This is a genomic window from Streptomyces sp. NPDC006309, assembly GCF_040613095.1.
In the GTDB taxonomy this organism is placed as follows: Bacteria; Actinomycetota; Actinomycetes; order Streptomycetales; family Streptomycetaceae; genus Streptomyces.
Genome location: NZ_JBEXRO010000005.1, coordinates 283,947 through 308,730 on the forward strand (window position 1 = coordinate 283,947; position 24,784 = coordinate 308,730).

At 73.3% G+C, this 24,784-nt stretch carries 18 protein-coding genes and 2 tRNA genes; 12 read left to right on the forward strand and 8 right to left on the reverse strand.

The genetic code is table 11. The features are described 5' to 3' along the window. Positions 1–45: 45 nt before the first annotated feature. A complete protein-coding gene (locus tag ABZ117_RS10360) occupies positions 46–1,701 on the forward strand; it encodes a long-chain fatty acid--CoA ligase (RefSeq protein ID WP_356819227.1) in 1,656 nt (551 codons plus the stop codon). Positions 1,702–1,830: 129 nt separating this feature from the next. On the opposite strand, the gene ABZ117_RS10365 is transcribed toward ABZ117_RS10360, so the two are convergent. After that, positions 1,831–3,045, reverse strand: a complete 1,215-nt coding sequence (locus ABZ117_RS10365) for an MFS transporter (RefSeq protein ID WP_356819229.1) — start codon at positions 3,043–3,045, stop codon at positions 1,831–1,833. A 169-nt stretch (positions 3,046–3,214) separates the two neighbouring features. Between ABZ117_RS10365 and ABZ117_RS10370 the strand changes: the two genes are divergently transcribed. Then, on the forward strand, positions 3,215–3,799 hold the full coding sequence (locus ABZ117_RS10370; protein ID WP_356819231.1) for a TetR family transcriptional regulator: 585 nt from the start codon (positions 3,215–3,217) through the stop codon (positions 3,797–3,799). A gap of 61 nt (positions 3,800–3,860) precedes the next feature. Here the strand turns inward: ABZ117_RS10370 and ABZ117_RS10375 are convergent, their stop codons facing one another. Then, complete coding sequence (locus ABZ117_RS10375; RefSeq protein WP_356819233.1) at positions 3,861–8,738, reverse strand: PAS domain-containing protein; 4,878 nt, start codon at positions 8,736–8,738, stop codon at positions 3,861–3,863. Positions 8,739–8,984: 246 nt separating this feature from the next. Further along, entirely contained in the window at positions 8,985–9,452 is a 468-nt protein-coding gene (locus ABZ117_RS10380; RefSeq protein ID WP_356819235.1) for an SSI family serine proteinase inhibitor, read from the reverse strand. 221 nt (positions 9,453–9,673) lie between these two features. Here ABZ117_RS10380 and ABZ117_RS10385 point away from each other — a divergent pair. Further along, positions 9,674–9,764, forward strand: a tRNA-Ser gene (locus ABZ117_RS10385). A gap of 204 nt (positions 9,765–9,968) precedes the next feature. Further along, positions 9,969–10,041 (forward strand) — tRNA-Arg (locus ABZ117_RS10390). Between the two features lie 106 nt (positions 10,042–10,147). Here ABZ117_RS10390 and ABZ117_RS10395 read toward each other — a convergent pair. Further along, positions 10,148–10,753: an RDD family protein gene (locus tag ABZ117_RS10395; RefSeq protein ID WP_356819237.1), complete on the reverse strand. Its 606-nt coding sequence runs from the start codon at positions 10,751–10,753 to the stop codon at positions 10,148–10,150. 451 nt (positions 10,754–11,204) lie between these two features. Here ABZ117_RS10395 and ABZ117_RS10400 point away from each other — a divergent pair, with 451 nt between their 5' ends. From ABZ117_RS10400 to ABZ117_RS10430, 7 genes are all read left to right on the forward strand, one after another. Next, complete coding sequence (locus tag ABZ117_RS10400) at positions 11,205–12,089, forward strand: DUF2797 domain-containing protein (RefSeq protein WP_356819239.1); 885 nt, start codon at positions 11,205–11,207, stop codon at positions 12,087–12,089. A 148-nt stretch (positions 12,090–12,237) separates the two neighbouring features. Then, the gene (locus tag ABZ117_RS10405) at positions 12,238–12,624 is read left to right on the forward strand and encodes an antibiotic biosynthesis monooxygenase (protein ID WP_356819241.1); all 387 of its coding nucleotides are present in this window, start codon (positions 12,238–12,240) and stop codon (positions 12,622–12,624) included. A 100-nt stretch (positions 12,625–12,724) separates the two neighbouring features. Continuing rightward, positions 12,725–13,465 (forward strand): response regulator transcription factor, encoded by a 741-nt coding sequence (locus tag ABZ117_RS10410; protein ID WP_356819245.1) that lies wholly within the window; start codon positions 12,725–12,727, stop codon positions 13,463–13,465. After that, the gene (locus tag ABZ117_RS10415; protein WP_356819247.1) at positions 13,462–15,090 is read left to right on the forward strand and encodes a HAMP domain-containing sensor histidine kinase; all 1,629 of its coding nucleotides are present in this window, start codon (positions 13,462–13,464) and stop codon (positions 15,088–15,090) included. Before ABZ117_RS10410 ends, ABZ117_RS10415 begins: the two co-directional genes overlap by 4 nt. 13 nt (positions 15,091–15,103) lie before the next feature. Continuing rightward, a complete protein-coding gene (locus ABZ117_RS10420; RefSeq protein WP_356819248.1) occupies positions 15,104–16,534 on the forward strand; it encodes a bifunctional glycosyltransferase family 2/GtrA family protein in 1,431 nt (476 codons plus the stop codon). After that, entirely contained in the window at positions 16,531–18,723 is a 2,193-nt protein-coding gene (locus ABZ117_RS10425) for a glycosyltransferase family 39 protein (RefSeq protein ID WP_356819250.1), read from the forward strand. The genes ABZ117_RS10420 and ABZ117_RS10425 overlap by 4 nt, the downstream gene beginning before the upstream one ends. Positions 18,724–18,905: 182 nt before the next feature. Next, positions 18,906–19,664 carry a TetR/AcrR family transcriptional regulator gene (locus ABZ117_RS10430; protein WP_356819252.1) on the forward strand — a complete coding sequence of 253 codons (759 nt, stop codon included), beginning with the start codon at positions 18,906–18,908 and terminating at the stop codon, positions 19,662–19,664. Here the strand turns inward: ABZ117_RS10430 and ABZ117_RS10435 are convergent, their stop codons facing one another. The 4 genes from ABZ117_RS10435 to ABZ117_RS10450 all read right to left on the reverse strand — a co-directional run bounded on the left by ABZ117_RS10435 (position 19,665) and on the right by ABZ117_RS10450 (position 24,224). Next, entirely contained in the window at positions 19,665–20,135 is a 471-nt protein-coding gene (locus tag ABZ117_RS10435) for a PPOX class F420-dependent oxidoreductase (RefSeq protein ID WP_356819254.1), read from the reverse strand. 107 nt (positions 20,136–20,242) lie between these two features. Further along, positions 20,243–21,064 (reverse strand): YceI family protein, encoded by an 822-nt coding sequence (locus ABZ117_RS10440; protein ID WP_356819256.1) that lies wholly within the window; start codon positions 21,062–21,064, stop codon positions 20,243–20,245. Between the two features lie 105 nt (positions 21,065–21,169). Beyond that, positions 21,170–23,719 (reverse strand): MFS transporter, encoded by a 2,550-nt coding sequence (locus ABZ117_RS10445; protein ID WP_356819257.1) that lies wholly within the window; start codon positions 23,717–23,719, stop codon positions 21,170–21,172. A gap of 13 nt (positions 23,720–23,732) precedes the next feature. Further along, entirely contained in the window at positions 23,733–24,224 is a 492-nt protein-coding gene (locus tag ABZ117_RS10450) for a MarR family transcriptional regulator (protein ID WP_356819258.1), read from the reverse strand. A gap of 216 nt (positions 24,225–24,440) precedes the next feature. Between ABZ117_RS10450 and ABZ117_RS10455 the strand changes: the two genes are divergently transcribed. Continuing rightward, on the forward strand, positions 24,441–24,635 hold the full coding sequence (locus tag ABZ117_RS10455; RefSeq protein WP_356819260.1) for a hypothetical protein: 195 nt from the start codon (positions 24,441–24,443) through the stop codon (positions 24,633–24,635). Positions 24,636–24,784 lie beyond the last annotated feature (149 nt).

Consider the following 24,784-nt stretch of genomic DNA (forward strand, 5'->3'; position numbering starts at 1 on the left):
AACCTCTCCCACCGCGTAGGCAATGTCGCCCAGGAGGACGCCGCCGTGCTGAGCACCATGCAGGACGTACCGCTGCTGATCTCGAGGATCCTGACCCACGGGGCGGCGGTCCACGGCTCGTCACAGGTGACCACCTGGACCGGGGAGCCCGAGCCGCACCGGCGCACCTTCGCCGGGATCGGCGCCCGCGCCGCCCAGCTGGCGCACGCCCTGCGCGACGAACTCGGGGTGACCGGCGACGACCGGGTCGCCACGCTCATGTGGAACAACGCCGAACACGTCGAGGCGTACTTCGCGATCCCGTCCATGGGCGCCGTGCTGCACACCCTCAACCTGCGGCTGCCCGCCGAGCAGCTGGTGTGGATCGTCAACCACGCGGCCGACAAGGTCGTCGTCGTCAACGGCTCGCTCATCACGCTGCTCGCGCCCCTGCTCCCCAAGCTGCCGACGCTGGAGCACATCGTCGTCTCCGGTCCCGGCGACCGCACCCCGCTGGCCGGCGCCGGCGCCCGGGTGCACGAGTACGAGGAGCTGATCGCCGGCCGGCCCACCCACTACGACTGGCCGGAGCTGGACGAACGCCAGGCTGCCGCCATGTGCTACACCTCCGGCACGACCGGCGACCCCAAGGGCGTGGTCTACAGCCACCGTTCGATCTACCTGCACTCCATGCAGGTCAACATGGCCCAGTCGATGGGCCTGTCCGACCAGGACACCTCCCTGGTCGTGGTCCCCCAGTTCCACGTCAACGCCTGGGGCCTGCCGCACGCCACCTTCATGACCGGCGTCAACCTCCTGATGCCCGACCGCTTCCTCCAGCCCGCCCCGCTCGCCGAGATGATCGAGACCGAGCAGCCGACGCACGCCGCGGCCGTGCCCACCATCTGGCAGGGCCTGCTCGCCGAACTCACCGGCCGCCCCCGGAACGTCTCCTCCCTCACCCAGGTCACCATCGGCGGCTCGGCCTGCCCGCCCTCCCTGATGGAGGCCTTCGACAAGCTGGGCATGCGGGTCTGTCACGCCTGGGGCATGACGGAGACCTCCCCGCTGGGCACGGTGGCCCGCCCGCCGGCCCACGCGGTCGGCACCGAGGAGGAACTGGCCTACCGCCTCACCCAGGGCCGCTTCCCGGCCGGCGTCGAGGCCCGGCTCACCGGCCCCGGCGGCGGACGCCTGCCCTGGGACGGCGAGTCGGCGGGCGAGCTGGAGGTGCGGGGCCCCTGGATCGCCGGTGCCTACTACAACGGCCCCGACGCCGAGCCCCTGCGGCCCGCCGACAAGTTCAGCGAGGACGGCTGGCTGAAGACGGGTGACGTCGGCACGATCTCCCCCGACGGCTTCCTCACCCTCACCGACCGCGCCAAGGACGTCATCAAGTCCGGCGGCGAGTGGATCTCCTCCGTCGAGCTGGAGAACGCGCTGATGTCCCACCCGGACGTCGCCGAGGCCGCCGTGGTGGCCGTACCCGACGAGAAGTGGGGCGAGCGCCCGCTGGCCACGGTCGTCCTCCGCGAGGGCGCGACCACCGACTTCGCCGCCCTGCGCGCCTTCCTCGCCGAAGAGGGCCACATCGCCAGGTGGCAGCTGCCGGAACGCTGGACGGTGATCGAGTCGGTGCCGAAGACGAGCGTGGGCAAGTTCGACAAGAAGGTGCTGCGCAGGGACTACGCGGACGGCCGCCTGGACGTCACCACTCTCTGAGCGACGCCGGCGCTCTCCTGGCAGTCGTACGGCCCGATGGGCGTCGTACGGCACGGCGCCGCCATGCCGTCGGCGCCGTGTCCGCCCGGGCGGGGCCCTCGGCCCCGCCCCGACCGCCCCCGACCGCTTCTACCGCCCCGGCCGGCTCGCCGTGGCCGCCCAGCCCAGGACCAGCCAGACTGCCGCGACCGCGCACACCCCGCCCCAGCCCCAGTGCCCGAAGGCGGGGCCCGCGGCGGCCGAGGCGAGGGCTCCGCCGGCGAAACCGGAGACGACGTAGGCGGTGTTGGCGGTGGCCGGGGTGGAGGTCGTGGTCAGGGCCAGGGTCTGGTTGGCGACGTGGGAGGCGACCAGGGCGGCGTGGATCGCGATCGCGGCGGCGCACAGCGCGACCAGCACCTGCCCGCCCAGCCAGAACAGCGGCACGGCCACCGCGGCCAGCAGATACGCGGTGCCCACGACCCGCGTGGCGCCGAACCGGTCCACCAGGCCGCCGGCCAGCGGCGCCACCGCGCTGGAGGTGAGCCCGAAGAGGCCGAAGAGCCCGGCGGTCGCGGTGGACAGGCCGTACGAGGGGCCGGTCAGCAGCAGCGCGAGAGTGGTCCACAGGGCGCTCCAGGCGCCGAACATCCCCGCCTGCCGCAGGCACGCCCGCCACAGGTCGGGGGAGCGGCGCAGGAGGCCCGGCAGCTCGGCTATGCCCGAGAACAGGGCGCCCTGCCGGGTGCGCCGCTCCGCCGGGAGGGCGAGGGCGGTGGCCAGTCCCAGGGCGAGGGTCAGCGCCGCGGACCCGGCGAACACCCAGCGCCAGCCGAAGGCCTGCCCGGCGAGACCGCCGAGGACGCGGGCCGCGACGATGCCGGTGAACAGTCCGGCGATGACGGCCGCGACATGCCGGGCGCGCCGGTCGGCGGGTGCCCGTTCGGCGACCAGCGGGACGAGCAGCTGGGGGACGACGGTCGCGGCCGCGGCGGCGAACACGGCGGCGGCGAGGGCCGCGGTGCCGGGCGCGACGGCGGCGACGACCAGGGCGACCGTGGTGGCGACGGAGAGGCCGGCGACGAGCGGGCGCCGATTGACGCGGTCGCCGAGCGGGGCGAAGAAGAGCAGTCCGGCGGCGTAGCCGAACTGGGCGACGGAGGCGATCCAGGTCACGGCCGAGGGAACCGTGCCGAAGTCGTGGGCGATGAGGGGGAGCAGCGGGGCCGCGAGGTAGATGTTGGCGGCCGTGACGGCGGTGCAGACGGCGATGAGGAGGAGGAAGAGGGAGCCGGAGGCGGCGGGCCGTCCGCGTGCGGGGATCCGGATCTCGTGTGCCTGCTCGGTGCTGGTCGCTGACGGCATGGGCGGAGCTACTCCTTGGGAACCGGCTCGGGTGACGGACTGGGTTCTCGGATAACTAACTGGTTGGTTGGAACCTGGGATCTGCAAAAGCGTGCCCGGCCCCCGCATTCCCGTCAACCATGGCAACCAAATAGTTGGTTACCCGTCCGCCGCCCTCTACCCTGTCCGCATGGGAGCAGTCAGGGACCCCGAGGCCACCAGAGCCCGCATCTTCGGCGCGGCGCTCGCCGAGTTCGCCCGGCACGGCATCGCGGGCGCCCGCATCGACCGCATCGCCGACCGGGCGAAGGCCAACAAACAGCTGATCTACGCCTACTTCGGCAACAAGGCGGAGCTGTTCACCCGGGTCCTGGAGAAGTCGATGCTCGACCTGGCCGTCGCCGTCCCCGTGACCCCCGACGACATCGAGGGCTGGACCGACCGCGTGATCGACTACCACGCCGCCCACCCCGAGGTGCTCCGCCTGCTCTTCTGGGAGGGCCTGGAGTACGGCGCCGACACCGAACTGCCCGATGAGAACGGGCGCCATGAGCATTACCGGCAGAAGATCGACGCACTCCGGGACGGCCAGGAACGGGGCGTGATCACCGACGCGATCCCGGCCCGCGACCTGCTCTTCCTCCTCATCGGCCTGGCCAACTGGGCCGCCGTCGTCCCCCAGATGCGCCGCATCGTGGTGGGCACCGAGGACACCGACCGGGACCGCCTGCGCGCCTCGGTCAGGGAAGCGGCCCGACGACTGGTCGCCCGCTGACCCCGGCGTCCGGCGCGCCCGGCCGACCGAGGTGCCCGATCGGGCCGACCGCCGCGCGCGGCTAGTTGGTACCGATCCGCGCGAGCAGGTCGACGATCCTGCTCTGCACCTCGGTGCTGGTGGACCGCTCGGCGAGGAACAGCACGGTCTCACCGGAGGCCAGCCGGGGCAGGTCGGCCTGGTCGACAGCGGCGGTGTAGACGACGAGCGGGGTGCGGTTGAGCTGCCCGTTCACCCTCAGCCAGTCGATGATCCCGGCGTGTCCGGCCCGCCGCCCATGCACCTGCATCAGGTCCATCACCACCAGGTTCGGCCGGAACTGCCCCGCCAGCGTCACCGCGTCGTCGTCGCTCGCGGCCCGCGCCACCTGCATCCCGCGCCGCTCCAGCGTCGAGGTCAGCGCCAGCGCGATCTCCGCGTGCTCCTCGATGAGCAGCACCCGCGGCGGATGCTGCTCACTGTCCCGGGGGGCCAGCGCCTTCAGCAGGACGGCGGGATCGGCGCCGTACGCCGCCTCGCGCGTCGCCTGCCCGAGCCCGGCCGTCACCAGCACCGGCACCTCGGCCGCCACGGCGGCCTGCCGCAGCGACTGGAGCGCCGTACGGGTGATGGGCCCGGTCAGGGGATCCACGAACAGCGCGGCGGGGAAGGCCGCGATCTGCGCGTCGACCTCCTCGCGGGAGTGCACGATGACCGGCCGGTACCCGCGGTCGCTGAGCGCCTGCTGGGTCGTCATGTCCGGCGCGGGCCACACCAGCAACCGGCGCGGGTTGTCCAGCGGCTCCGGGGGCAGCTCGTCGTCCAGCGGCTGCGGGCGTGGGGTGTCCGCCACCTCGACGGCCCCGCCCGGCCCGTCCAGCGGCTCCGGCCCCTCGGCTGCGCCGGGACCCGGCGCCCCTATGGCGTACGACCGCCCGATCCCCTCGGTCCCGGCGGCCGGCCGCGACGGGGAAAGGGGTGCCTGGCCGCCCAGCGACGGCTGGGCGGGCGCCGGTCCGGCCGACGGGTGCGGCCGGGCCGCCTGCTCCGGCTGCGGTTCCGGACGGGCGGCCGGGTCGGGGGGCGTGCCCAGCCTGCGCCGACGGCCCGAACCGCCCGGCGCGTGCGGCGGCGGCGTCGCCGTCGGCTGCTGCACCTGCGCGGCCTGGCGTGCGAACGGCACGCCCTGTCCGAGGGTACGGACGCTGATGGCCCGCCCCTGCGTCGAGTCGGGGTCGACCGGCGCGCCACCCGCGGCCTCCGCGGGCAACGGCTGCGCGGCCCGCTGCGGCTGTCCACCCGGCAGCGGGGTGCCAGGAAGCGGAGTGCCGGGCAGCGGAGTGCCGGGCGCGGGCGTGGGTGTCACCGCACCGCCGGTGTCGCCGGCGCCCGGCCACTGCCGGGGGGCACCGGGCGGTACGGGCAGGGCCTGCCCCGCCGCACCGGTCTCCGTGGGCGGCGGAAGGACACCCAGCGGCACCACCGGGCTGCCGGCGGACGGCGTCCCCGGCTGCCCGGCCGGAACCTGTGCCGCCGGGGCCTGGGCGGGTCCGGCATGTCCGTGCGTGCCCTGGGCCGGTACGGCCGTGGCCTGCTGCCGGGCCTGGCCGGCGGACGCGGGCTGTGCGGCGGTGCCGTGGGCGGGCGCGGCCGACGGCTGTGCTCCCTGAGGGCCGGGCACGGGCTGGCCGTGCGCCGTGCCCTGGGCGGGCAAGACGGACTGGGTGGCCGTAGCCGGCCGGCCCGGGGCGACGGCGCCGGGCCGGGTACCGGGGCCCGCCTGCGCGGCACCCGGAGCCGCGGTCTGCGGCTGGCCCGCGGGCACGGCGGGACCGCCCTGGGCCGGGATGCCCGCTCCGGCCGTACCCTGCGCCGGAACGCCGTGTCCCGGGTGCCCGGGAGCCTGCGGTACGGCCGTGCCGTGCGGGGCCTGGCCGGGAGCGACGGGCGCCGCCGGCACCGGCTGCCCGGGAGCCGCTTGCCCGGGAGCCGCCTGTCCGTGGACGGCCTGTCCCGGGACGGTCCCGGGTGCCACCGCCCGGCGGCGCCGGCCGGTCGGGGCGCTGGTGGGATGCGGCTGCGGCGGGGTGTGGTCCTCGGACTGGTCGAGCGGTACGGCGTCGTGCCGGCCGTCGTCCCCCGGGAAGCCCGGGGCACCCGGAACACCCCTGACGGACACCGGCTGCTGCGCGGGCATCTGCACCTGTCCGGGCAACGACCCGGCACCGGCCGCCTGCGGCTGATGCGGCTGACCGGCGTCGGCACCCGGCGCCACGGGGGCTGCCGGGGCCGCCGGTGGCGCGGGAGCGAGACGGGCGTCCGTGGCCGGTTCCCCGGGGGCACCGGTGCCCGCCACCACGGGCGCGACGGCGCCCGGAGCCGCTACCGGCAGCACCGGGCCCGAACCCGGACCCGTACCGGGAGCCACCGCGTCCACCGTGGCAGCCGCGTCGGCCGTGTCGGGGGCCCGGTCGGCCTCGGCCGGGGGCAGGGCGAAGACCGCGCGCGGATTGCCCGCCGCCTCCTGGGCCGCGGCCCGTTCCGCCGCGGCGGCCAGTGCCCGCCGGCGCCGTCCGGTCGGCTGCCCGTCGTCGTCCCCGACCGCCTGCGCACCCTCGCCGGGAGCCAGGCCCGCACCGTGCGCGGGCACCGCGTGCGACGCGCCGCCCGCCACGGGAAGGGCCGGCGGCAGGGCGGCCTGCGCGGCGCCGGAGTCGTGGCGGCCGCGCCGGCCCGTGGGCACGGGTACGCCCTGCGGCGGCACGGTGCCACCGAGGCCCGTACCGGAGGCGGCGGCCCCAGCGGCATGCTCGGCCGCGGTCACCACGGCACCCTCGGCGGCCACGCTCTCGACCATGCCCGTACCACCGGCTTCGCCGGCAGGCGCACCGGAACCGTCACCGCCGTCGATGTCGGAGGGCCGGCCACGGCGCCGTCCGGTGCCGCCGGACGCGCCCTCCGGAGCCTCCGCCGGTACCGCGGGGGGCAGCGCGGCCGGTTCCCCGACGGATGCGGCGGCCCGCCGCCGGCGTCGGCCGGTCGGCAGGGCGTCCGGGTCACCGGCGTCGACCGCGCCGGCCACGTCACTCTCCAGGAAGGCGTCGGTGGAGCCCCGGCGTGCCCGCCGCCGCCCTCCGCCGGCCCCCTGCTCATCCAGGCCGCCGTCGTCGGCAGTCGCCTCGACCGTGGCGCCCGGAGTCCGCTCCGGAAGGGCTGTCTGCCCCGGGAGCGCCGGCTGGCCCGCGACGGCCGCCTGCCCCCCGAGCGCCGCCTGGCCCGCGCCGCCCGTGACCGCGCCCGCTCCGCCGCCGAGCGGCACCTCCAGCACGTACGCGCTGCCGCTCATGCCGGGCACCTCGTGCGTCTGGAGGACACCGCCGTGGGCGCGCACGATCCCGCGCACGATGGGCTCGTGCACCGGGTCTCCGCCCGCGTACGGCCCGCGCACCTCGATCCGGGCGACCTCTCCGCGCTGCGCTGCCGCCACCACGACCGTGTTGTCCAGATAACCGCCCGCCGAGACGGGCGTGTTGCCCGTGGCGTCGACTCCGGCGACATCCGCCACGAGATGGGCGAGCGCGGTGGCGAGCCGCTGCGGGTCGACCTCCGCCTCGATGGGCGGCGCGTGGACGGCGAACTGCACCCGCCCCGGCCCGATCAGCTCGACGGCGCCGTCCACACCGGCGGCGACGACGGCGTCCAGCAGCACCTTCGTACGGGTGATGTCCTCGGCGCCCGTGTCCAGCCGCTGGTACCCGAGGACGTTGTCGATCAGCGTCGTGATGCGTGAGTAACCGGCCGACAGATGGTGAAGCACCTGGTTGGCCTCGGGCCACAGCTGCCCGGCGTCGTCGGCGGCCAGCGCGGCCAGTTCGCGGCGCAGCTCGTCGAGCGGCCCGCGCAGCGACTGCCCGAGCAACGTGAGCAACTGCTCGTGCCGGCCGGCCAGCGCCTCGTACCGGTCCTTCTCCCGCTCGGCGAGCGAGGCGTACCGCTCCTCGCCGGCCGCGACCTCCTCCGCGTGGCTCTCGCGCAGCTCCTCCAGCTCGGTGACGTGCTGCTGGCGCAGTGCGGTCAGGTCGGAGGCGTGCTCCTCGGAGAGCCGCTCCAGCTCCTCCGTGTGCGCCTTCTCCAGCGCGGCCTTCTCCTCCGAGAGGGAGTCGAACGGCCGTCGGTCGGTGAAGGTCATCACGGCGCCGACGAGCTGGTCACCGTCACGTACCGGCGCGGTGGTCAGATCGACCGGCACCTTCCGGTCGCCCTTGGCCCACAGCGCCTGCCCGCGCACCCGGTGCTTGCGCCCGGAACGCAGGGTGTCGGCGAGCGGCGACTCCTCGTACGGGAACGGCGAGCCGTCGGCACGCGAGTGCAGCACCAGGGTGTGCAGCTCCTTGCCGCCCAGTTCACCGGCCCGGTATCCCAGTATCTGGGCGGCGGCCGGGTTGACGAGGACGATCCGCCCGTCGGTGTCGGTGCCGACGACGCCCTCCGACGCGGCCCGCAGGATCATCTCCGTCTGCCGCTGCGAGCGCGCCAGCTCCGCCTCGGTGTCGACGGTCCCGGACAGGTCCCGGACCACGAGCATGAGCAGCTCGTCACCGGTGTAGCCGTAACCGTCGTACGCCTGCTGCCCGTTCTCCAGGTTCGCGCTCGTGACCTCGACCGGGAACTCGTTCCCGTCGGTCCGCCGCGCGACCATCCGCGTCGGCTTCGTACGCCCGCGGGGATCCATGTGATCGGGCCGCCGCATCGAGCCGGGGATGAGCCGGGAGTCGAATTCCGGCAGCAGATCGAGCAGCCCGCGCCCGACGAGCGCGGTCCCCGGCGCCTCGAAGGCCTCCAACGCGATGGTGTTGGCGTTGACGACGGTTCCGTTCGCGTTGACCAGGACCAACGCGTCCGGCAGCGCGTCGAGTATGGCTGCGAGGCGAGCAGCGCCTCGGGATGGCCTGCTGCTCACGAGACGCCTTCCTCCCTGTTACCGCACCTTGCCGACCGCTCCGGCCATCTTGCCAACCGGCCCGCGACGTGTCACGCGAGGGAGTCTAAGCGCACGGGTCGCGCTCGCGGCGCCGGATGAGAGGGAGGTCCCACGAGGAAGTGACGCCGAACGTGTGACCGCATGCCCCGGCTCCCCGATCCCTCCCCCGGACCTTTACGGAACCACTGCGTCCGCCAGCCCCCTCGCGCGCCCTCCGCCCGCCGTCTACGCGCCGGCGCGCGGCAGCAGGGGCACCATCCGGTCCCACCGCCGGATCTGGCACCCGTCACCGCGGTCGTACGAGGCGTCGACCGGGCGGCCGGCCCAGACGCCGGTGACATGGGCGGTGGCCGGGCCGCCGTAGAGCGGGGTGCAGACGGCACCCGGGTCCACCGGCGCGAAGGGGTCACGCCCCCACCGGGTACGCGTGTCGAGCACCCGGCAGGCCCCCGCCACGTCCGGGTGACGGCCGGACTCCGGGTGACAGGACACCTGGTACGTCCCGTCCCGCCCGGCCCCGGCGTGCCGGACCACGGCGGTCAGGTGATCACCCCGGTCCTCGGGCCGGACGGGCGGCGGCACGGCACCGGCCGCGGAGGCGGGTACGGCGGTGAGGAGCGGGAGGAGGGAGGCGGCACCGGCGAGAGACGCCAGCAGCAGGCGCCGCCCGGCGCCCGACAGTAGAGAGGTCATACCCGTCCAACGCCGAACCGCCCAGGACGTTGCGCGACCACACCCGTCCGCCCCGCCGATCTTCCCCCTGCGCCCCTCCGATCCCCCCGTCCGCCCCGCCGGGGAAGCCCTTTGCCCTGCGGCCCGGCTGCCTAGTACCGTGGGGGGCGATTGGTGACAGGGCGCTCGCCTGTGTCATCATCTGCACGCACCGATCGCGCGCTCGCGTGAGCGGTTGTGCTGGAGGCGTCGCCTAGTCCGGTCTATGGCGCCGCACTGCTAATGCGGTTTGGGTCTTAAAGCCCATCGAGGGTTCAAATCCCTCCGCCTCCGCACGGATCCCGAAGCCCCGGTCCCCAGGACCGGGGCTTCGGCGTTCCCGACCTTGATCGCCTCCGCCGCCCAGGAGCAACGTTTCCGCAGGTCACAACGGGTATGCCGACCGGATTTCACATGGCGGCGGCAGTCATGTAATGTTCTTCCTGTCGCCGCGAGCGGGCCGAAAGGGCCGGGAGCGAAGACAAAACAAAAGAACAAGCACTCGTAGCTTAACGGATAGAGCATCTGACTACGGATCAGAAGGTTGCAGGTTCGAATCCTGCCGAGTGCACACAGGTCGAAGGCCCCGGATCACTCCGGGGCCTTCGGCGTTTCAGGGGCGTACAGCAGCGAAGTACAGCAACGGCATCGCCCGGCGCCGCCCGATCACGGTCCCGTCACCAGGTCTGGGCGTCCGCTTCGGTGGGATGGTCCGGGGAGGGTGGCCGTAGCCGGTCCGCCGGGTCGGTGACGACCAGGGTCGTGGCCATCTTGTCCCACAGTTCCTGCCCGTTGCGGTCCCACAGGAGCCAGAAGTAGGGGACGAAGAGGGTGAAGCAGGCAAGGACGCCGATGATCCCCTTCGCGAGGAACTCCCGGAAGAACATGCGCCCCCACCGGGCGGTGCCCGCGTCCGTGATGTGGACGACCCTCATGTGGAGGAGCTGCTTGGCGGGCGTCTGGCCGTGCTGGAAGACGATGAACGCCCAGATGAACCAGCCGATGCCGAGCGTGCAGACGAACAGTGCTGCTTCCAGCAGGTAGCCGCCGAAGCGGAGCCCGGGGGTGGACAGCGCGAGGCCCCGCGGGAGGAAGAGGACCTGGCCGCAGGACTGACAGCACGGCTCGATCCCGGTCGCCTGCCCGCAGGCCGTGCACGCGCTCCTCGGGGCGAGCGCCGTCGGGGCGGCCAGCGCCGCCGCTGATGCCGGCCGGGGGCGGGCGGACCATCGCTGTCCCGGCCTGGTCCCCGTACCTCGGCTCTCGCCCGGGTTAGTGGTCATGACCGACTCCCTCGGCACACCCCAGGTGCCTTGTGTCGCGTACGCGCCCACTGACGGAATGTGCCGGCCACAACCCTGCGGATGGTCCTCGCCACCACATCCGGAGAGGGGCGAACGGATAGGACGGACGGATAGGACGGACGGGCGTCTGCTGTCACAGCGGGCAGAGAACGAAGTCTTCCGGCCGTGCTTCGCGTCGGACGCGGAGTCCGGCAGCAGGCGAACGTGCCCACAGCGCCTACGGCGACGCGGGCAGAACCTGATTCCAGGGGAACACGGGGGCGCGGTCACCGCACCTCGATCAAGGGCGCGCGGCGACCCCCAGGGTCCGTCGGTGCGCGGCACGCCTCGTCCGGGTCGGTCCGGTTCGGTTTCTCCAGGTGTGCGTGGGCCAGGGCCGTGGCGCGGGTGAACCCGCCACTGTCAGTGCCCCCCTCTACCCTGACGAGTGATGGCACAGGTCTGGAGATGCGCGGGGCTTCGGTGGGTGGGCGGGGGGCCCGTGCTGGAGTGGGGTGGTGGGCGGCGCAGTGCCTTGCCCTGGGGGAAGCGGATCGTGTTCGCGGTGCCGGAGGGGGGTGTGCGGACGTGTGTGGGGGCCCGGGGGAACGCCTGCGCGCGGGGGGCCGCCGTGCCGGGGCGGAGCACGGGGGCGCGGTGCGAGGAGTGTGCGCGGCTGGACCGGGCGCACTCCGTGGCCGCCGACACGATCGCGGACGATCCGCGGCCGTACCGCGTGTATCTGGCGTGGTTCGGTCCGGGCCTGGTGAAGGTCGGCATCACCGCTCTCGAACGCGGGCCGGCCCGGCTGCTCGAACAGGGTGCCGTCTGCTTCAGCTGGCTCGGCACCGGCCCATTGATGGCCGCCCGCCGTACCGAGGAGCTGTTGCGGGCCGCGCTGCGGGTGCCGGACCGGATCGCGTACGCCGAGAAGCGTGCCGTGCGGTCGGCGCTGCCGGGGACGGAGGCGGAGCGTGCCACCGAGGTGCAGGAGCTGCATGCCCGGGCCGTCGCGCTCGCCGGGTGGCCGGAGACCCTGCGGCGGGAGGTCTTCGAAGTCACCGACCACGTGCGGGCGTTCGGGCTGGACGGGGTGCCGGCGGCGCTCGGCGAGGTCACAGGGCTCGTGCCGGGTGGCGCCGTGCACGGTGAGCTGGTCGCGGCTGCCGGGCCCGATCTGCATCTGGCGGTCGCCGGCCTCGGCGTCGTCGTGCTGGACACCCGGCTGATGACCGGCTGGGAACTGGCCCCGGTGGCGCTGCCGGCCGGCACGTTCACCGTCCCGGTACGGCAGTTCAGGCGGGATCAGGGCGAGTTGCAGGACGGGTTGTTCTGACGTGCGGCCCCCGGGGGCGGCGGGACGGGGGCCTGCCCGGTGACGTACCGTCCCCGTGAGCGGGGAAGGTCAAGAATCGGATCCCGGACGGATCCCCTTCGGTCAGGACCATGGCCCGCGCGGCCCTTCGGCAGTCATCGTGGCCGGCATGAGCGATCAGACAGCAACGACAACCGAGGCCGAAGCCGGCGCCGTTCCCGTCGCCGAGCCGGTGCCGCCGTACGAACCTCCCTACTACGCCGTCGTGTTCACCAGCGTCCGCACCGATCACGACCCCGACGGATACGACCGCACCGGCGCCCGTCTCTCCGGGCTCGTCAAGGACATCCCCGGTTTCCTCGGTGAGGACCTCGCCGAGACCCCCGGTGGGCTCACGATCTCCGTCGTCTACTTCCGCGACCTCGCCGGGATCGAACGGTGGCGCCGGCACCCCGAACACCTGGAGGCCAAGCGGCTGGGGCGGGAGCACTGGTTCGACCGGTACGTGATCCACATCGCGCGGGTCGAGCACAGTCACGCCTTCCAGCGTTCCTGACGCGCTCCCAGACGTTGCCTGAGAGGTTCCTGTGCGCTTCTCAGAGAAAACACAGACTCCGGAAAGCGTCTTCTCAGAGGACGCCGACAGGGTGTCCGGCATGACCACGACCTCGCCCCAGGGGCGCACCGAACTGCTGAGGCCGGACGGGAGCCCCGTCCGCGTGCTGGTGGTGGACGACGAGCTGTCGATCACCGAACTGCTGAGCATGGCCCTGCGTTACGAGGGCTGGCAGATCAGGAGTGCGGGGGACGGGCAGGGGGCCGTGCAGACGGCCCGCGAGTTCCGGCCCGACGCCGTCGTGCTGGACATGATGCTGCCGGACATGGACGGCCTGGCCGTGCTCGGCCGGCTGCGCCGTGAACTGCCGGACGTACCCGTCCTGTTCCTCACCGCGAAGGACGCGGTGGAGGACCGTATCGCCGGACTGACCGCCGGCGGCGACGACTACGTCACCAAGCCGTTCAGCCTGGAGGAGGTCGTCGCGCGGCTGCGCGGGCTGATCCGCCGCGCCGGCGCCGCCGACCGGCGGTCCGACTCCGTGCTCGTCGTGGGCGATCTGACCCTGGACGAGGACAGCCACGAGGTGTCGCGGGCCGGGGACGACATCCACCTCACCGCGACCGAGTTCGAGCTGCTGCGGTTCCTCATGCGCAATCCCCGGCGGGTGCTCAGCAAGGCGCAGATCCTGGACCGCGTGTGGTCGTACGACTTCGGCGGGCAGGCCAACGTCGTCGAGCTGTACATCTCGTACCTGCGCAGGAAGATCGACGCCGGCCGGGAGCCGATGATCCACACCCGGCGCGGGGCCGGTTACCTGATCAAGCCCGCCGTGTCATGAGCGGACGACGGCGGCCGCGTCCGCGGAAACGGCGGACGGGACAGCCGCGCACCCTGCGGACGCGGCTCGTCGTCGCGTCGGTGGTGCTGATCGCCGTGGTGTGCGCCGTGATCGGTACGGTGACCACGCTGGCCCTGCGCAGTCATCTGTACGACCAGCTGGACGGCCAGCTGCGCGAACTCGGAACCCGGGCGGCCGGTGGCTTCCCGCCGCCCGGCGCCAAGGACGGCCTCGGCCCCGGCGGCCGGCAGAGCGGCCGGAACGAGCGGACCGGCCAGGCCGTCGACCTCTCGCTCTTCGTCTCGCGGGCCCCGCAGTCGCAGTACACGGTCGCGGCGGAGGTCGAGAAGGGCACGGCCACCGAGGGCAAGGTGGGCGACGCGTCCGGCGACGCCTACCTGATGACCGCCAAGCCTCTGGGCCGGGCCCAGCTCGCCGTCCTCGGCACCGTCGCCCGCGACGAGAAGCCGCACTCCGTGGACCTCCCCGGCCTGGGTGCCTACCGCGTGCGGTACGCCCACGGCCCCGCCGGCGACTACTACGTCGGCATCCCCACCAAGGCGGCCGACGGCACCATCGACGCCCTCGTCCTCATCGAGGTCAGCGTCACCGTGGCCGGCCTGGTCGCCGCCGCCATCGCCGGTTACGTCCTCGTCGGTGTCGCCACCCGTCCCCTGCGCAAGGTCGCCGCCACCGCCACCAGGGTCTCCGAACTCCCGCTGCACACCGGCGAGGTGAACCTCAGTGAGCGGGTCACGGAGGCGGAGTGCGACCCGCACACCGAGGTCGGCCGGGTCGGTGCCGCGCTCAACCGGATGCTGGACCATGTCCACGGGGCGCTGCTCGCCCGGCAGCAGAGCGAGACGCGGGTACGGCAGTTCGTGGCCGACGCCAGCCATGAGCTGCGCACGCCCCTCGCGTCCATCCGCGGGTACGCCGAACTCACCCGGCGCGGGCGCGAGCAGGTCGGGCCCGACACCCGGCACGCCCTCGGCCGGATCGAGTCCGAGGCCAGCCGCATGACCCTCCTCGTCGAGGATCTGCTGCTGCTCGCCCGGCTCGACGCCGGCCGGCCGCTCCAGTTGGAGCGGACCGATCTGGTCCCGCTGGTCGTCGACACCGTCAGCGACTCCCGCGCGGCCGGCATGGACCACAGCTGGCGGCTCGACCTGCCCGACGAACCGGCGCTGGTCCCGGCGGACGCGGCACGGGTGCAGCAGGTGCTGGTCAACCTGCTGGGCAACGCCCGCAAGCACACCCCGCCCGGTACGACCGTCACCGCGCGCGTGCGGCGGCGCGGGGCGTGGATGTGCGTCGACGTGGAGGACGACGGGCCGGGCATCCCGCCGGAGCTGCTGCCGCACGTCTTCGAGCGGTTCGCCCGGGGCGACTCCGCACGGTCCCGCGCCACCGGGTCGACGGGGCTGGGGCTCGCCATCGTGCAGGCCGTCGCGTCCGCGCACGGCGGTGCCGTGACCGTGGACAGCGTGCCCGGCCGCACGGTGTTCACCGTGCACCTGCCCACGCTCGACCCCGCCGTCCCGCAGCCCTCCCCGCGGACCGGCCGGGGATCTGTCTCACAGGCACAGCACAGTGCCACCACATGGGCGCGACAGGGCACTTGACGAGAGTCGGTCCATGCGAACCGACTCTTCTCCCGGCACCCTGCCGGCGCGGGAGCACCTCCCGGCCACAGACGCCGGAACGCCTGTCCTGGACGTAGTGATCCCCGTCCACAACGAGGAGAAGGACCTCCCGCCGTGCGTCCGCAGACTGCACGAGCACCTCACGCGCACCTTCCCCTACACGTTCCGCATCACGATCGCGGACAACGCGTCCACGGACCGCACCCCGCAGGTCGCGGCGCGGCTGGCGGCGGAGATTCCCGAAGTGGACACCTTCCGCCTGGAGCAGAAGGGACGCGGGCGGGCGCTGCGGACCGTGTGGTCCGCGTCCCGGGCGCCGGTGCTCGCCTACATGGACGTCGACCTGTCCACCGACCTCAACGCCCTGCTGCCGCTGGTGGCGCCGCTGATCTCGGGCCACTCCGACCTGGCGATCGGCTCGCGGCTCGCCCGTGACTCCCGGGTCGTGCGCGGCCCCAAGCGGGAGTTCATCAGCCGGGCCTACAACCTGATCCTGCGCGGATCGCTCCAGGCCCGCTTCTCGGACGCGCAGTGCGGCTTCAAGGCCATCCGGCGGGAAGTGGCGCAGGTGCTGCTGCCGCTGGTGGAGGACACCGGCTGGTTCTTCGACACCGAGATGCTCGTGCTCGCCGAGCGGGCCGGCCTCCGGATCCACGAGGTGCCGGTCGACTGGATCGACGACCCGGACTCCACCGTGCACATCGTGAGGACGGCCACCGACGACCTCAGGGGCGTGTGGCGGATCGGCAGGGCCCTGGCCACCGGTTCGCTGCCGCTGGACCGCTTGGCCCGGCCCTTCGGGGACGACCCGCGCGACCGCGAACTGCCCGACGTGCCCAAGGGGCTGGCCCGTCAGCTCGTCGGGTTCTGCGTGGTCGGCGGCCTGTCGACCCTGTTCTACCTGGCGCTCTACAGCGTCTTCCGGCAGTTCTCCGGCTCGCAGGCCGCCAACGCGCTCGCCCTGCTGGTCTCCGCCGTGGCCAACACCGCCGCCAACCGCCGGCTCACCTTCGGGGTGCGCGGCCGGGGCGGCGCCGTACGCCACCAGGCGCAGGGCCTGGTCGTCTTCGGCATCGGTCTCGCCCTGACCAGCGGCTCGCTGGCCGCCCTGAGCGCGGCGAGCGGCAGCCCGGCCCACTCCACCGAGCTGGCGGTGCTCATCGCCGCCAACCTCGCGGCGACCGTGCTGCGGTTCCTGCTCTTCCGTGCCTGGGTCTTCCCGGACCGCGACGGCTACGGCGGCGGACCGGCCCGCACCGTGACCACACCGGCCCACGACACACCGGCCCACGACACACCGGCCCACGACACGCCGGCCCACGACACGCCGGCCCACGACACACCGGCGCCGTCCGCACCCCTGCCCCAGCACGGCTACGAGCCGGTGCGCCCTCACCACAACGACCCGGGGGATGCCCGATGACCACCCACTACGACTCGCCGACCGCACCGCAGGGCACCCCGGGCGGCGGAGAACCGTCCCCGGCCGCACCTCCACGGGCCCCCGGGGCCGGTGAGCCGCGGCAGCCGTTCGTCCGCGGACTGTGGCGCGGCCGGCCGGAGGACCCGCGCTGGGCCCGCCCGGCCCTCCTGGGCCTGCTGGCCACCACCCTTGTCCTCTACCTGTACAACCTCAGCGCCTCCGGGTACGCCAACTCCTTCTACTCGGCGGCCGTCCAGGCGGGCAGCACCTCGTGGAAGGCGTTCTTCTTCGGCTCGCTGGACGCGGGCAACGCCATCACCGTCGACAAGCCGCCGGCCGCGCTGTGGCCGATGGAGCTGTCGGTGCGGATCTTCGGCCTGCACTCCTGGGCGATCCTGGCTCCCGAGGTGCTGATGGGCGTGGCGGCCGTCGCCGTCGTCCACGCGTCCGTACGCCGCCGGTTCAGCCCCGCGGCCGGTCTGATCGCGGGCGCGGTGCTCGCGCTGACCCCTGTCGCGGCGCTCATGTTCCGGTTCAACAACCCCGACGCCCTGCTGGCCCTGCTGATGTCGGTGGCCTGCTGCCTCGTCGTCCGGGCGGTGGAGGACGGCCGTACGAAGTGGCTGGTGTGGGCCGGCGTCGCGATCGGTTTCGCGTTCCTCGCCAAGACGCTCCAGGCGTTCCTGATCCTGCCTGCGCTGGCGGCCGTGTACGCGGTGTGCGCGCCGGTGCCGCTGCGGCGGCGGTTCGGACAGCTGGCCGCGGCGACGCTCGCGCTGGTCGTGTCCGGCGGCTGGTGGGTGGCCGTCGTCGAGCTGTGGCCGGCCTCCTCCCGGCCGTACATCGGCGGTTCGCAGCACAACAGCTTCCTGGAGCTGACCTTCGGCTACAACGGTCTCGGCCGCCTCAACGGCGAGGAGACCGGCAGCGTGGGCGGTGGTGGCGGTGGCGGCACCGGGATGTGGGGCGAGACCGGCTGGGACCGGATGTTCAGCTCCGAGGTCGGCGGCCAGATCTCCTGGCTGCTGCCCGCCGCGCTGATCCTGCTCGTCGCCGGTCTGGTGGCCACCCGCGGGCTCGGGCGGACGTCCGTCACCCGTGCCTCGTTCCTGGTCTGGGGCGGTTCGCTGCTCATGACCGCGGTGGTGTTCAGCTACATGGCGGGCATCTTCCACCAGTACTACACGGTGGCCCTCGCCCCCTACCTCGCCGCGGTCGTCGGCATGGGTGCCGGGCTGCTGTGGGAGAAGCGGCGGGAGCTGTGGGCGTCGATCGCGCTCGCCGCGTCCGTGGTCGCGGCGGCGGCCTGGGGGTACGTCCTGCTGAACCGGACCTCCGGCTATCTGCCCTGGCTGAAGTGGCTGGTCCTGGTCGGCGGGCTCACCGCGGCGCTCGGCCTGGTCTTCGCGGGCCGCCTCTCGCGGCGACCGGCACTCGGGGTGGCGGCGGTGGGTCTCGTGGCCGCGCTGGCCGGACCGACCGCGTACACGCTGAGCACGCTCGGGCAGGGGCACAGCGGGTCGATCGTCACGGCGGGCCCGGCGGGCGCGAGCATGATGGGCGGCCGGGGCGGCGGTCCCGGCGGTGACGGCATGCCGGGCGGCTTCGGCGGCGGGGCACCGGGCGGACAGGGACAGCGCAACCAGCAGGGCAACGGGTTCCCGGGCGGTGGCGGCTTCGGCGGAGGCATGCCGGGCCGGAACCAGCAGAACGGCAACGGCGGCTCCCCGGCGCAGCCGGGTCAGCCGGGCCGGCAGAACGGCAACGGCTTTCCCGGTGGCGGCCGGACGGGCGAGGGCGGCCCCGGCGGCGCCGGCGGGCTCCTCAACGGCACGAGCGTGTCGGCCGAGGCCAGGAAGCTGCTGGAGAAGAACGCCTCCGCGTACACCTGGGTCGCCGCCTCCATCGGCTCCCAGAACGCGGCCGGCTACCAGCTCGCCACCGGTGACCCGGTGATGGCGATCGGCGGCTTCAACGGCACCGACCCGTCCCCGACGCTCGCCCAGTTCAAGAATTACGTCGAGGAGGGCAGGATCCACTACTTCATCACCGGTGGCCGCATGGGCGGCGGTATGGGGGGCAACAGCGGCAGCGCCTCGCGGATCAGCTCGTGGGTCCAGGGCACCTTCAAGAAGGTGACGGTCGGCTCGGCCACGTTCTACGACCTCACGCGGAAGACGGGCGGCTGACGTCACAGTCTCCGGTAGGTCGCCGTCCGCGGGCTGGGGACCGCCGGGGCAGGGGTAGACGTAGGGGGAGGGCCCGGCCGCTCTTTCGGGGCCGGTGCCGCGTTCCGGCTCGGTCCCGGCCCCCTGCGGCCGGCGCGGTTCTAGCATCTGGAGCGACAGCCGAGGTGGAGGAAGGTGCGCCGGTGACGAAGGCAGCAGGTCGGTCGGCGCGGCACAGCGTGTGGCTGGCGGACAGGGCCCGCCGCGGCGGGCGCAGCGGGCAGCCCTCGGGGCTCGACCGGGAGCGGATCACCGAGGCGTCGGTGCGGCTGCTGGACGCGGAGGGCCTCGCCAGGTTCTCCATGCGGCGGCTGGCCGCCGAGCTGAACGTCACCGCGATGTCCCTGTACTGGTACGTCGACACCAAGGACGACCTGCTGGAACTCGCCCTGGACGCGACCTACGCCGAGCTGCGTCTGCCCGACCCGGAGAACACCGACGAGGACTGGCGCCAGCAGCTGCGGGAGCTGGCCACCGCGTACCGGACGCTGCTGGTCCGCCACCCCTGGGTGTCCCCGCTGACCGGGCGCTTCCTCAACATCGGACCCCGGTCGGTGTCCTTCTCCCGCGTGGTCCAGCGGGTCGTCCGGCGGGCGGGGCTGCCCGTGCACGGGGTGACCGGGGCGATCGCGGCCGTCTTCCGGTTCGTGTACGGCTACGGCACCATCGAGGGTCACTTCCTCGCCCGCAGCGCGGACACGGGGCTGAGTCCGGACGAGTACTTCGAGCAGGCCATGGCCGTCGTGGCCGAGGCCCCGGGGACCGCCGAGGTGATGCGGGAGTCCAGGGACCTCATGGCGGCCCGCGGCGGCGACACGGTGGCCGAGATGATGGAGCGCGACTTCACCTTCGCCCTGGATCTGCTCGTCGCCGGCATCGAGGCGATGGTCTCCCGCGGCTGACTACTCGCCGGGGGCCAGCCGTGCCGGGAAGCCGCCGGTGGCCACGGGACCCCACCGTTCGGGTGTCACCCGGATGACGGACTTGCCCTGCCTGACCATCGCCTGCCGGTACTCGTCCCAGTCGGGGTGTTCCCCGGCGATGTTGCGGTAGTACTCGACCAGGGGTTCCACGGAGTCGGGCAGGTCGACGACCTCGGCGGTGCCGTCGATCTGGACCCAGGGGCCGTTCCATTCGTCGCTGAGGACGACGAGGCTGACGCGGCTGTCCCGCCGGGCGTTGCGGGTCTTGGCGCGCTCGGGGTAGGTCGACATCACGATCCGGCCGGAGTCGTCGACGCCGCAGGTCAGTGGGGACGCCTGCGGGCTGCCGTCGGCGCGGCGGGTGATGAGGAGGGCGCGGTGGCGGGGGCGGACGAAGTCCAGCAGCTCGGCTGCCGATACCCGGGTGTTGGACGCGATGTTCGGTGCCATGCGGGCAGCCTAGGCGGAGGAGGCCCCGGTCGGCCTGTCCCTGCCGGGGGCAGGTTCGGCTGATCGGGGCCTCGGGTCGTCACACGGCGGGGTCGGGCCCCGGGGTGTCAGGCGGGGGGCAGGGAGTCCCCCTGTACGGCCTGGATGTCCAGTTCCACCCTGAGCGTGGTGCCGATGGCGGCGATGCCGGCCTGGAGGACCTGGTTGTAGTTCATGGCGAAGTCCTCGCGGTGCAGTTCCGCGGTGGCCCGGAACGCGGCCCGGGTGCCGCCCCACGGGTCGGCGCCGGTGCCCAGGTAGGCCAGGTCCAGGTCGACGGGGCGTACGACACCGTGCAGGGACAGCTCGCCGTGGACGGTCCAGCGGTCCTGGGCGGCCAGCGTCAGGCCCGTCGACCGGTAGGTGATCTCCGGGTGCCGTTCGACGTCGAGGAAGTCGCCGGAACGCAGGTGGGTGTCCCGCATGCCGTTGCCGGTGTCGACGGAGGCCGCCCGGATGACCGCCTCCACGCGGGACTTGGCGACGTCGTCGGGCGCGATCTCGATCGTGCCGCCGAACTCGGTGAACCGGCCGTGCACGCTGGAGATGCCCAGGTGCTGGGCGACCGCGGCGACGGAGGAGTGCACCGGGTCGATGGTCCAGGGGCCGGGCGGCGGCAGTTCGGTGCCGCCCTGCCGGGTCAGCGTGACCGTGCCGACCTCGGCCCGTCCGCTCGCGGTGACGATCGCGCTGGACGCGGCGGGCGCGTACCCGACGGCGGTCACGATCACCGTGTACGCCCCCGGTGCCAGCTCGGTGGTGTCCCGTACGGCTCCCTCGGCGTCCGCCTCGGCCCGCAGCACCTGCGTGCCGGTCATGTCGGTCACCGTGACGACCGCGTGCGACACGGCCCACCCGTCCCGCGTACGGATCTTCGCGGTCAGTCCCATCCCGTCATCTCCCTGGAAAAGCTCAAAAACTGGTCAATATGAGACCGGCCCGTGGCGGGCGCGCCCTCCGCTCAGGGCGCGCGCCGCCACGGGCCGGGGTGTGGACTACTCGCCGGGGTGGGCGAGCTCGATGTCGTGGCCGTCCACTCCGGGGCCGGCCACGGTCAGCGCTGTGGCCACCGGCGGGTAGCCCGTCGCGATGACGGTGTACTCGCCGCTGTCCAGGTCGGTGAAGGCGTACGCGCCGTCGGTGCCGGTGGTGGCGGTGCCGACCACGTTGCCCGCCTGGTCGACCAGGGTGACCCGGGCGTCGGCCAGCGGACCGTGCGGGGCCCGGACGACACCCTGGAGCTGGGCGCCGGCGTCCAGGTCGACCTCGATCCGGGTGACGCCGGTGGCGCCGACCTCGACCGGCAGGGCGCGCGGGCGGAACCCGGCGGCGTTGACCGCGACGGTCACGGTGCCGGGCACCAGGTCGGTGAGGGCGAAGTCGCCCTGCTCACCGCTGGCGGCGGTGGCCAGCAGGTCTCCGCGCACGTCGGTGACGATCACCATCGCGTCCTTGACCGGCAGCGCGCTCCCGGCGGCCCGGACCACACCGGTCAGTCCGCTGGTGCCGCTGAGCAGGATGTCGTACGACAGCGCGTCCTCGCCCACCACGACGGTGCAGGCCTGCGGCTGGTAGCCGTCGGCGGAGGCGATCAGGACGTACGAGCCGGTGCCCGGGGCGGCCAGGGTGTAGGAGCCGTCGGCCTGGGCGACCGAGCGGCCCAGCTGGCGGCCCGCCAGCGAGATCAGCGTGACGGCGGCCTGCGGAACCGGGGCGCTCTCGGCGCCGCGGACGAAGCCGCGGACCGGGGTGCCGCCGGCGGTGCCGGACTCGGCGGCCGAGGCGACGGCCGTCAGCTGCCGGGTGGCGGCCGCCGTGGCCGTGCCGTCGGACGCCGTGCCGTCGGACGTCGGGGCGGCGGAGACCGCGGCCGGGACCTGCTCGGCGGCCGGGGCCTGGGCCTCGGCGACGGCGGGAGCGGCGGCCGGGTCGGTCACCGGGGCCTGGGACTCGGCGCCCTGGGCGAGCGCGCCCTTGGTCTTCAGCGGGACCTCCTTGATGAACAGCGTGATCAGGAAGGCGACGGCGGCGAGGCAGCCGGCGATCAGGAAGACGTCGGCTATGCCGTGGCCGTAGGCGCTCTCCATCAGGGTCCGGATGGGGGCCGGCAGCTTGTCCATGTCCGGGATGGTGTCGGTCGAGCCGGAGCCCCCGGCCAGAGCGGCCTGGTACTTGGGGCTGAGGTCGGAGACGCCGTCCTTGACGTAGTCGGTGATCTTGTTCGCCATCACGGCACCCAGCGCCGAGACGCCGACCGCACCGCCGAGGGAGCGGAAGAAGGTCACCGTGGAGCTGGCCGAGCCGAGGTCGGAGGGGGCGACCTGGTTCTGCGTGGCGAGGACCAGGTTCTGCATCATCATGCCGATGCCGAGACCCAGCAGGGCCATGTAGATGGCCATCTTCCAGTAGTCGGTGTCGTACCGGATGCCGCCGAGCAGCAGCAGGCCGGCCGTCACCAGGACGCCACCGCTGACCAGCCACGCCTTCCAGCGGCCGGTACGGGTGATGAACTGACCGGAGACGGTCGAGGAGATGAACAGGCCGCCGATCATCGGGATCGTCATGACGCCCGACATGGTCGGGGACTTGTCCCGGGCCAGCTGGAAGTACTGGCTGAAGAACACGGTGCCGGAGAACATCGCGATACCGACGAACAGCGAGGCGAGCGACGCCAGGGTGATCGTGCGGTTCCTGAACAGGCGCAGCGGGATGATCGGCTCGCTCGCCTTGGACTCGACGAGCACGAAGAGCGCGCCGAGGACGATCGAACCGCCGACCATGGCGTAGGTCTGCCAGGAGACCCAGTCGTACTTGTCACCGGCGAAGGTGACCCAGATCAGCAGCAGGGAGACCGCGGCGGCGATGAGGGTCGCGCCGCCCCAGTCGACCTTCACGTCCCGCTTGACCACGGGCAGGTGCAGGGTCTTCTGCAACACGATCAGCGCGATGACGGCGAAGGGGACACCGACGTAGAAGCACCAGCGCCAGCCCAGCCACGAGGTGTCGGTGATGACACCGCCGAGCAGCGGGCCGCCGACGGTGGCGACGGCGAAGGTGGCGCCGAGGTAACCGGAGTAACGGCCACGCTCGCGCGGGGAGATCATCGCGGCCATGACGATCTGCGCCAGGGCGGACAGACCGCCGACGCCGATGCCCTGGAACACCCGGAAGGTGATCAGCATGCCCGGGTTCTGGGACAGCCCGGCCGCCATCGAGGCGACCACGTAGATGATCAGCGCTATCTGGACGAGCGCCTTCTTGCTGTACAGGTCGGCGAGCTTGCCCCACAGGGGAGTGGCCGCGGTCATCGACAGCAGGGCGGCGGTGACCACCCAGGTGTAAGCGGACTGGCCGCCACCGAGATCCCCGATGATGTGCGGCAGGGCGTTGGAGACGATCGTCGACGACAGGATCGCCACGAACATGCCGAGCAGCAGCCCGGAGAGGGCCTCCATGATCTGCCGGTGCGTCATCGGGGCGTCGCCGTGGGAGCCTCCCCCGTGCTTGGCGTGAGCCCGCACACCGGCTGGTGTGGTCGTTGCCATGTGCTTCCTTTTCTTACGTGCTTGCGGGTGTACGGGTGGTCTCTTCGAATACGGGTGCGGGTAGCCGCGGAACGGACCGGCAGTCACCGAAGGACGCACGCAGTCGGGTCATCAGCCCGATCAGCTGGGCGACCTCCTCGTCGGTCCAGTCGGCCAGCCGCTCGGCCAGCAGATGCGTGGTCCGCCGGGACAGCTCGTCCAGCTGCTCCAGACCCTCGGGCGTCAGGCGCAGGATGCGCGAGCGCTTGTCCGCGGGGTCCGGGTGCCGTTCGATCCAGCCGCGTGCCGCCACGTGTGCGACATGCCGGCTGGTGACCGACATGTCCACGGCGAGCAGCTCCGCGAGCTTGCTCATGCGCATGTCGCCGTGGCGGCCGAGCAGAGTCAGCACCGCGGCCGAGCCGGCCGGGCAGTCGGGCGGCAGAATCCGCCCCATGTCCCGCTTCACGGCTCCGACGGCGCTGAGCTGACGCGCCAGCTCTTCGAACTGCGCCTGCTCGGCCATCGCACCTCCCGTATTCGTTGCTTGAAGCAACCATAAGGGAGTTTGGTTGCTGAAGGCAAACAAGTAGATGGTTCGCGGCGCAAAAAATTGGCAAAGTCAAGTGTTGCTGGCGTAAATACCCAGGTGAGTCCGGGGGAAGTACCCTTCCCCCTCGCGGAGCCCTCCGGCAGGCCCCCGCTTGGGCCGCGGGGCGTGACTTCGCTAAGGTCTCGGGCCATGGCTAACACCCAGGGCCCCCAGGGCAATTACGACCCCGCCGGCAACACCCAGATGTTCCGCGCGTTCGTCGACGAGGCTCCCCAGGGCCGACAGCAGCAGGCGGCCCCCTCGGGCCCCCGGATCGGCCTGATCATCGGCATCGTCGTGGCGCTCGTCGTGGTGGCGGGAGTGGCCTGGCTGGCGCTCAAGTAACTCCGGCGGGACCCGCTGATCAGGACGGACCCCTCCCGCGTCCGTCGCGCATGCCGGCGCCCTCCGGCCGATGCCGAGCGCGCCGGTGACGTACGCCCGCCCGGGCCGCCGGGGTGCCGGAGGCCGGCGGCGCGGATCTCCTCGGGTGT

Bases quoted from the DNA above. Each gene is read 5' to 3' on its own strand.
- ABZ117_RS10365 (WP_356819229.1), bottom strand. From the start codon at position 3,045: ATGCCGTCAGCGACCAGCACCGAGCAGGCACACGAGATCCGGATCCCC.
- ABZ117_RS10370 (WP_356819231.1), top strand. From the start codon at position 3,215: ATGGGAGCAGTCAGGGACCCCGAGGCCACCAGAGCCCGCATCTTCGGC.
- ABZ117_RS10380 (WP_356819235.1), bottom strand. From the start codon at position 9,452: ATGACCTCTCTACTGTCGGGCGCCGGGCGGCGCCTGCTGCTGGCGTCT.
- ABZ117_RS10395 (WP_356819237.1), bottom strand. From the start codon at position 10,753: ATGACCACTAACCCGGGCGAGAGCCGAGGTACGGGGACCAGGCCGGGA.
- ABZ117_RS10400 (WP_356819239.1), top strand. From the start codon at position 11,205: ATGGCACAGGTCTGGAGATGCGCGGGGCTTCGGTGGGTGGGCGGGGGG.
- ABZ117_RS10405 (WP_356819241.1), top strand. From the start codon at position 12,238: ATGAGCGATCAGACAGCAACGACAACCGAGGCCGAAGCCGGCGCCGTT.
- ABZ117_RS10410 (WP_356819245.1), top strand. From the start codon at position 12,725: ATGACCACGACCTCGCCCCAGGGGCGCACCGAACTGCTGAGGCCGGAC.
- ABZ117_RS10415 (WP_356819247.1), top strand. From the start codon at position 13,462: ATGAGCGGACGACGGCGGCCGCGTCCGCGGAAACGGCGGACGGGACAG.
- ABZ117_RS10420 (WP_356819248.1), top strand. From the start codon at position 15,104: ATGCGAACCGACTCTTCTCCCGGCACCCTGCCGGCGCGGGAGCACCTC.
- ABZ117_RS10425 (WP_356819250.1), top strand. From the start codon at position 16,531: ATGACCACCCACTACGACTCGCCGACCGCACCGCAGGGCACCCCGGGC.
- ABZ117_RS10435 (WP_356819254.1), bottom strand. From the start codon at position 20,135: ATGGCACCGAACATCGCGTCCAACACCCGGGTATCGGCAGCCGAGCTG.
- ABZ117_RS10440 (WP_356819256.1), bottom strand. From the start codon at position 21,064: ATGGGACTGACCGCGAAGATCCGTACGCGGGACGGGTGGGCCGTGTCG.
- ABZ117_RS10445 (WP_356819257.1), bottom strand. From the start codon at position 23,719: ATGGCAACGACCACACCAGCCGGTGTGCGGGCTCACGCCAAGCACGGG.
- ABZ117_RS10450 (WP_356819258.1), bottom strand. From the start codon at position 24,224: ATGGCCGAGCAGGCGCAGTTCGAAGAGCTGGCGCGTCAGCTCAGCGCC.
- ABZ117_RS10455 (WP_356819260.1), top strand. From the start codon at position 24,441: ATGGCTAACACCCAGGGCCCCCAGGGCAATTACGACCCCGCCGGCAAC.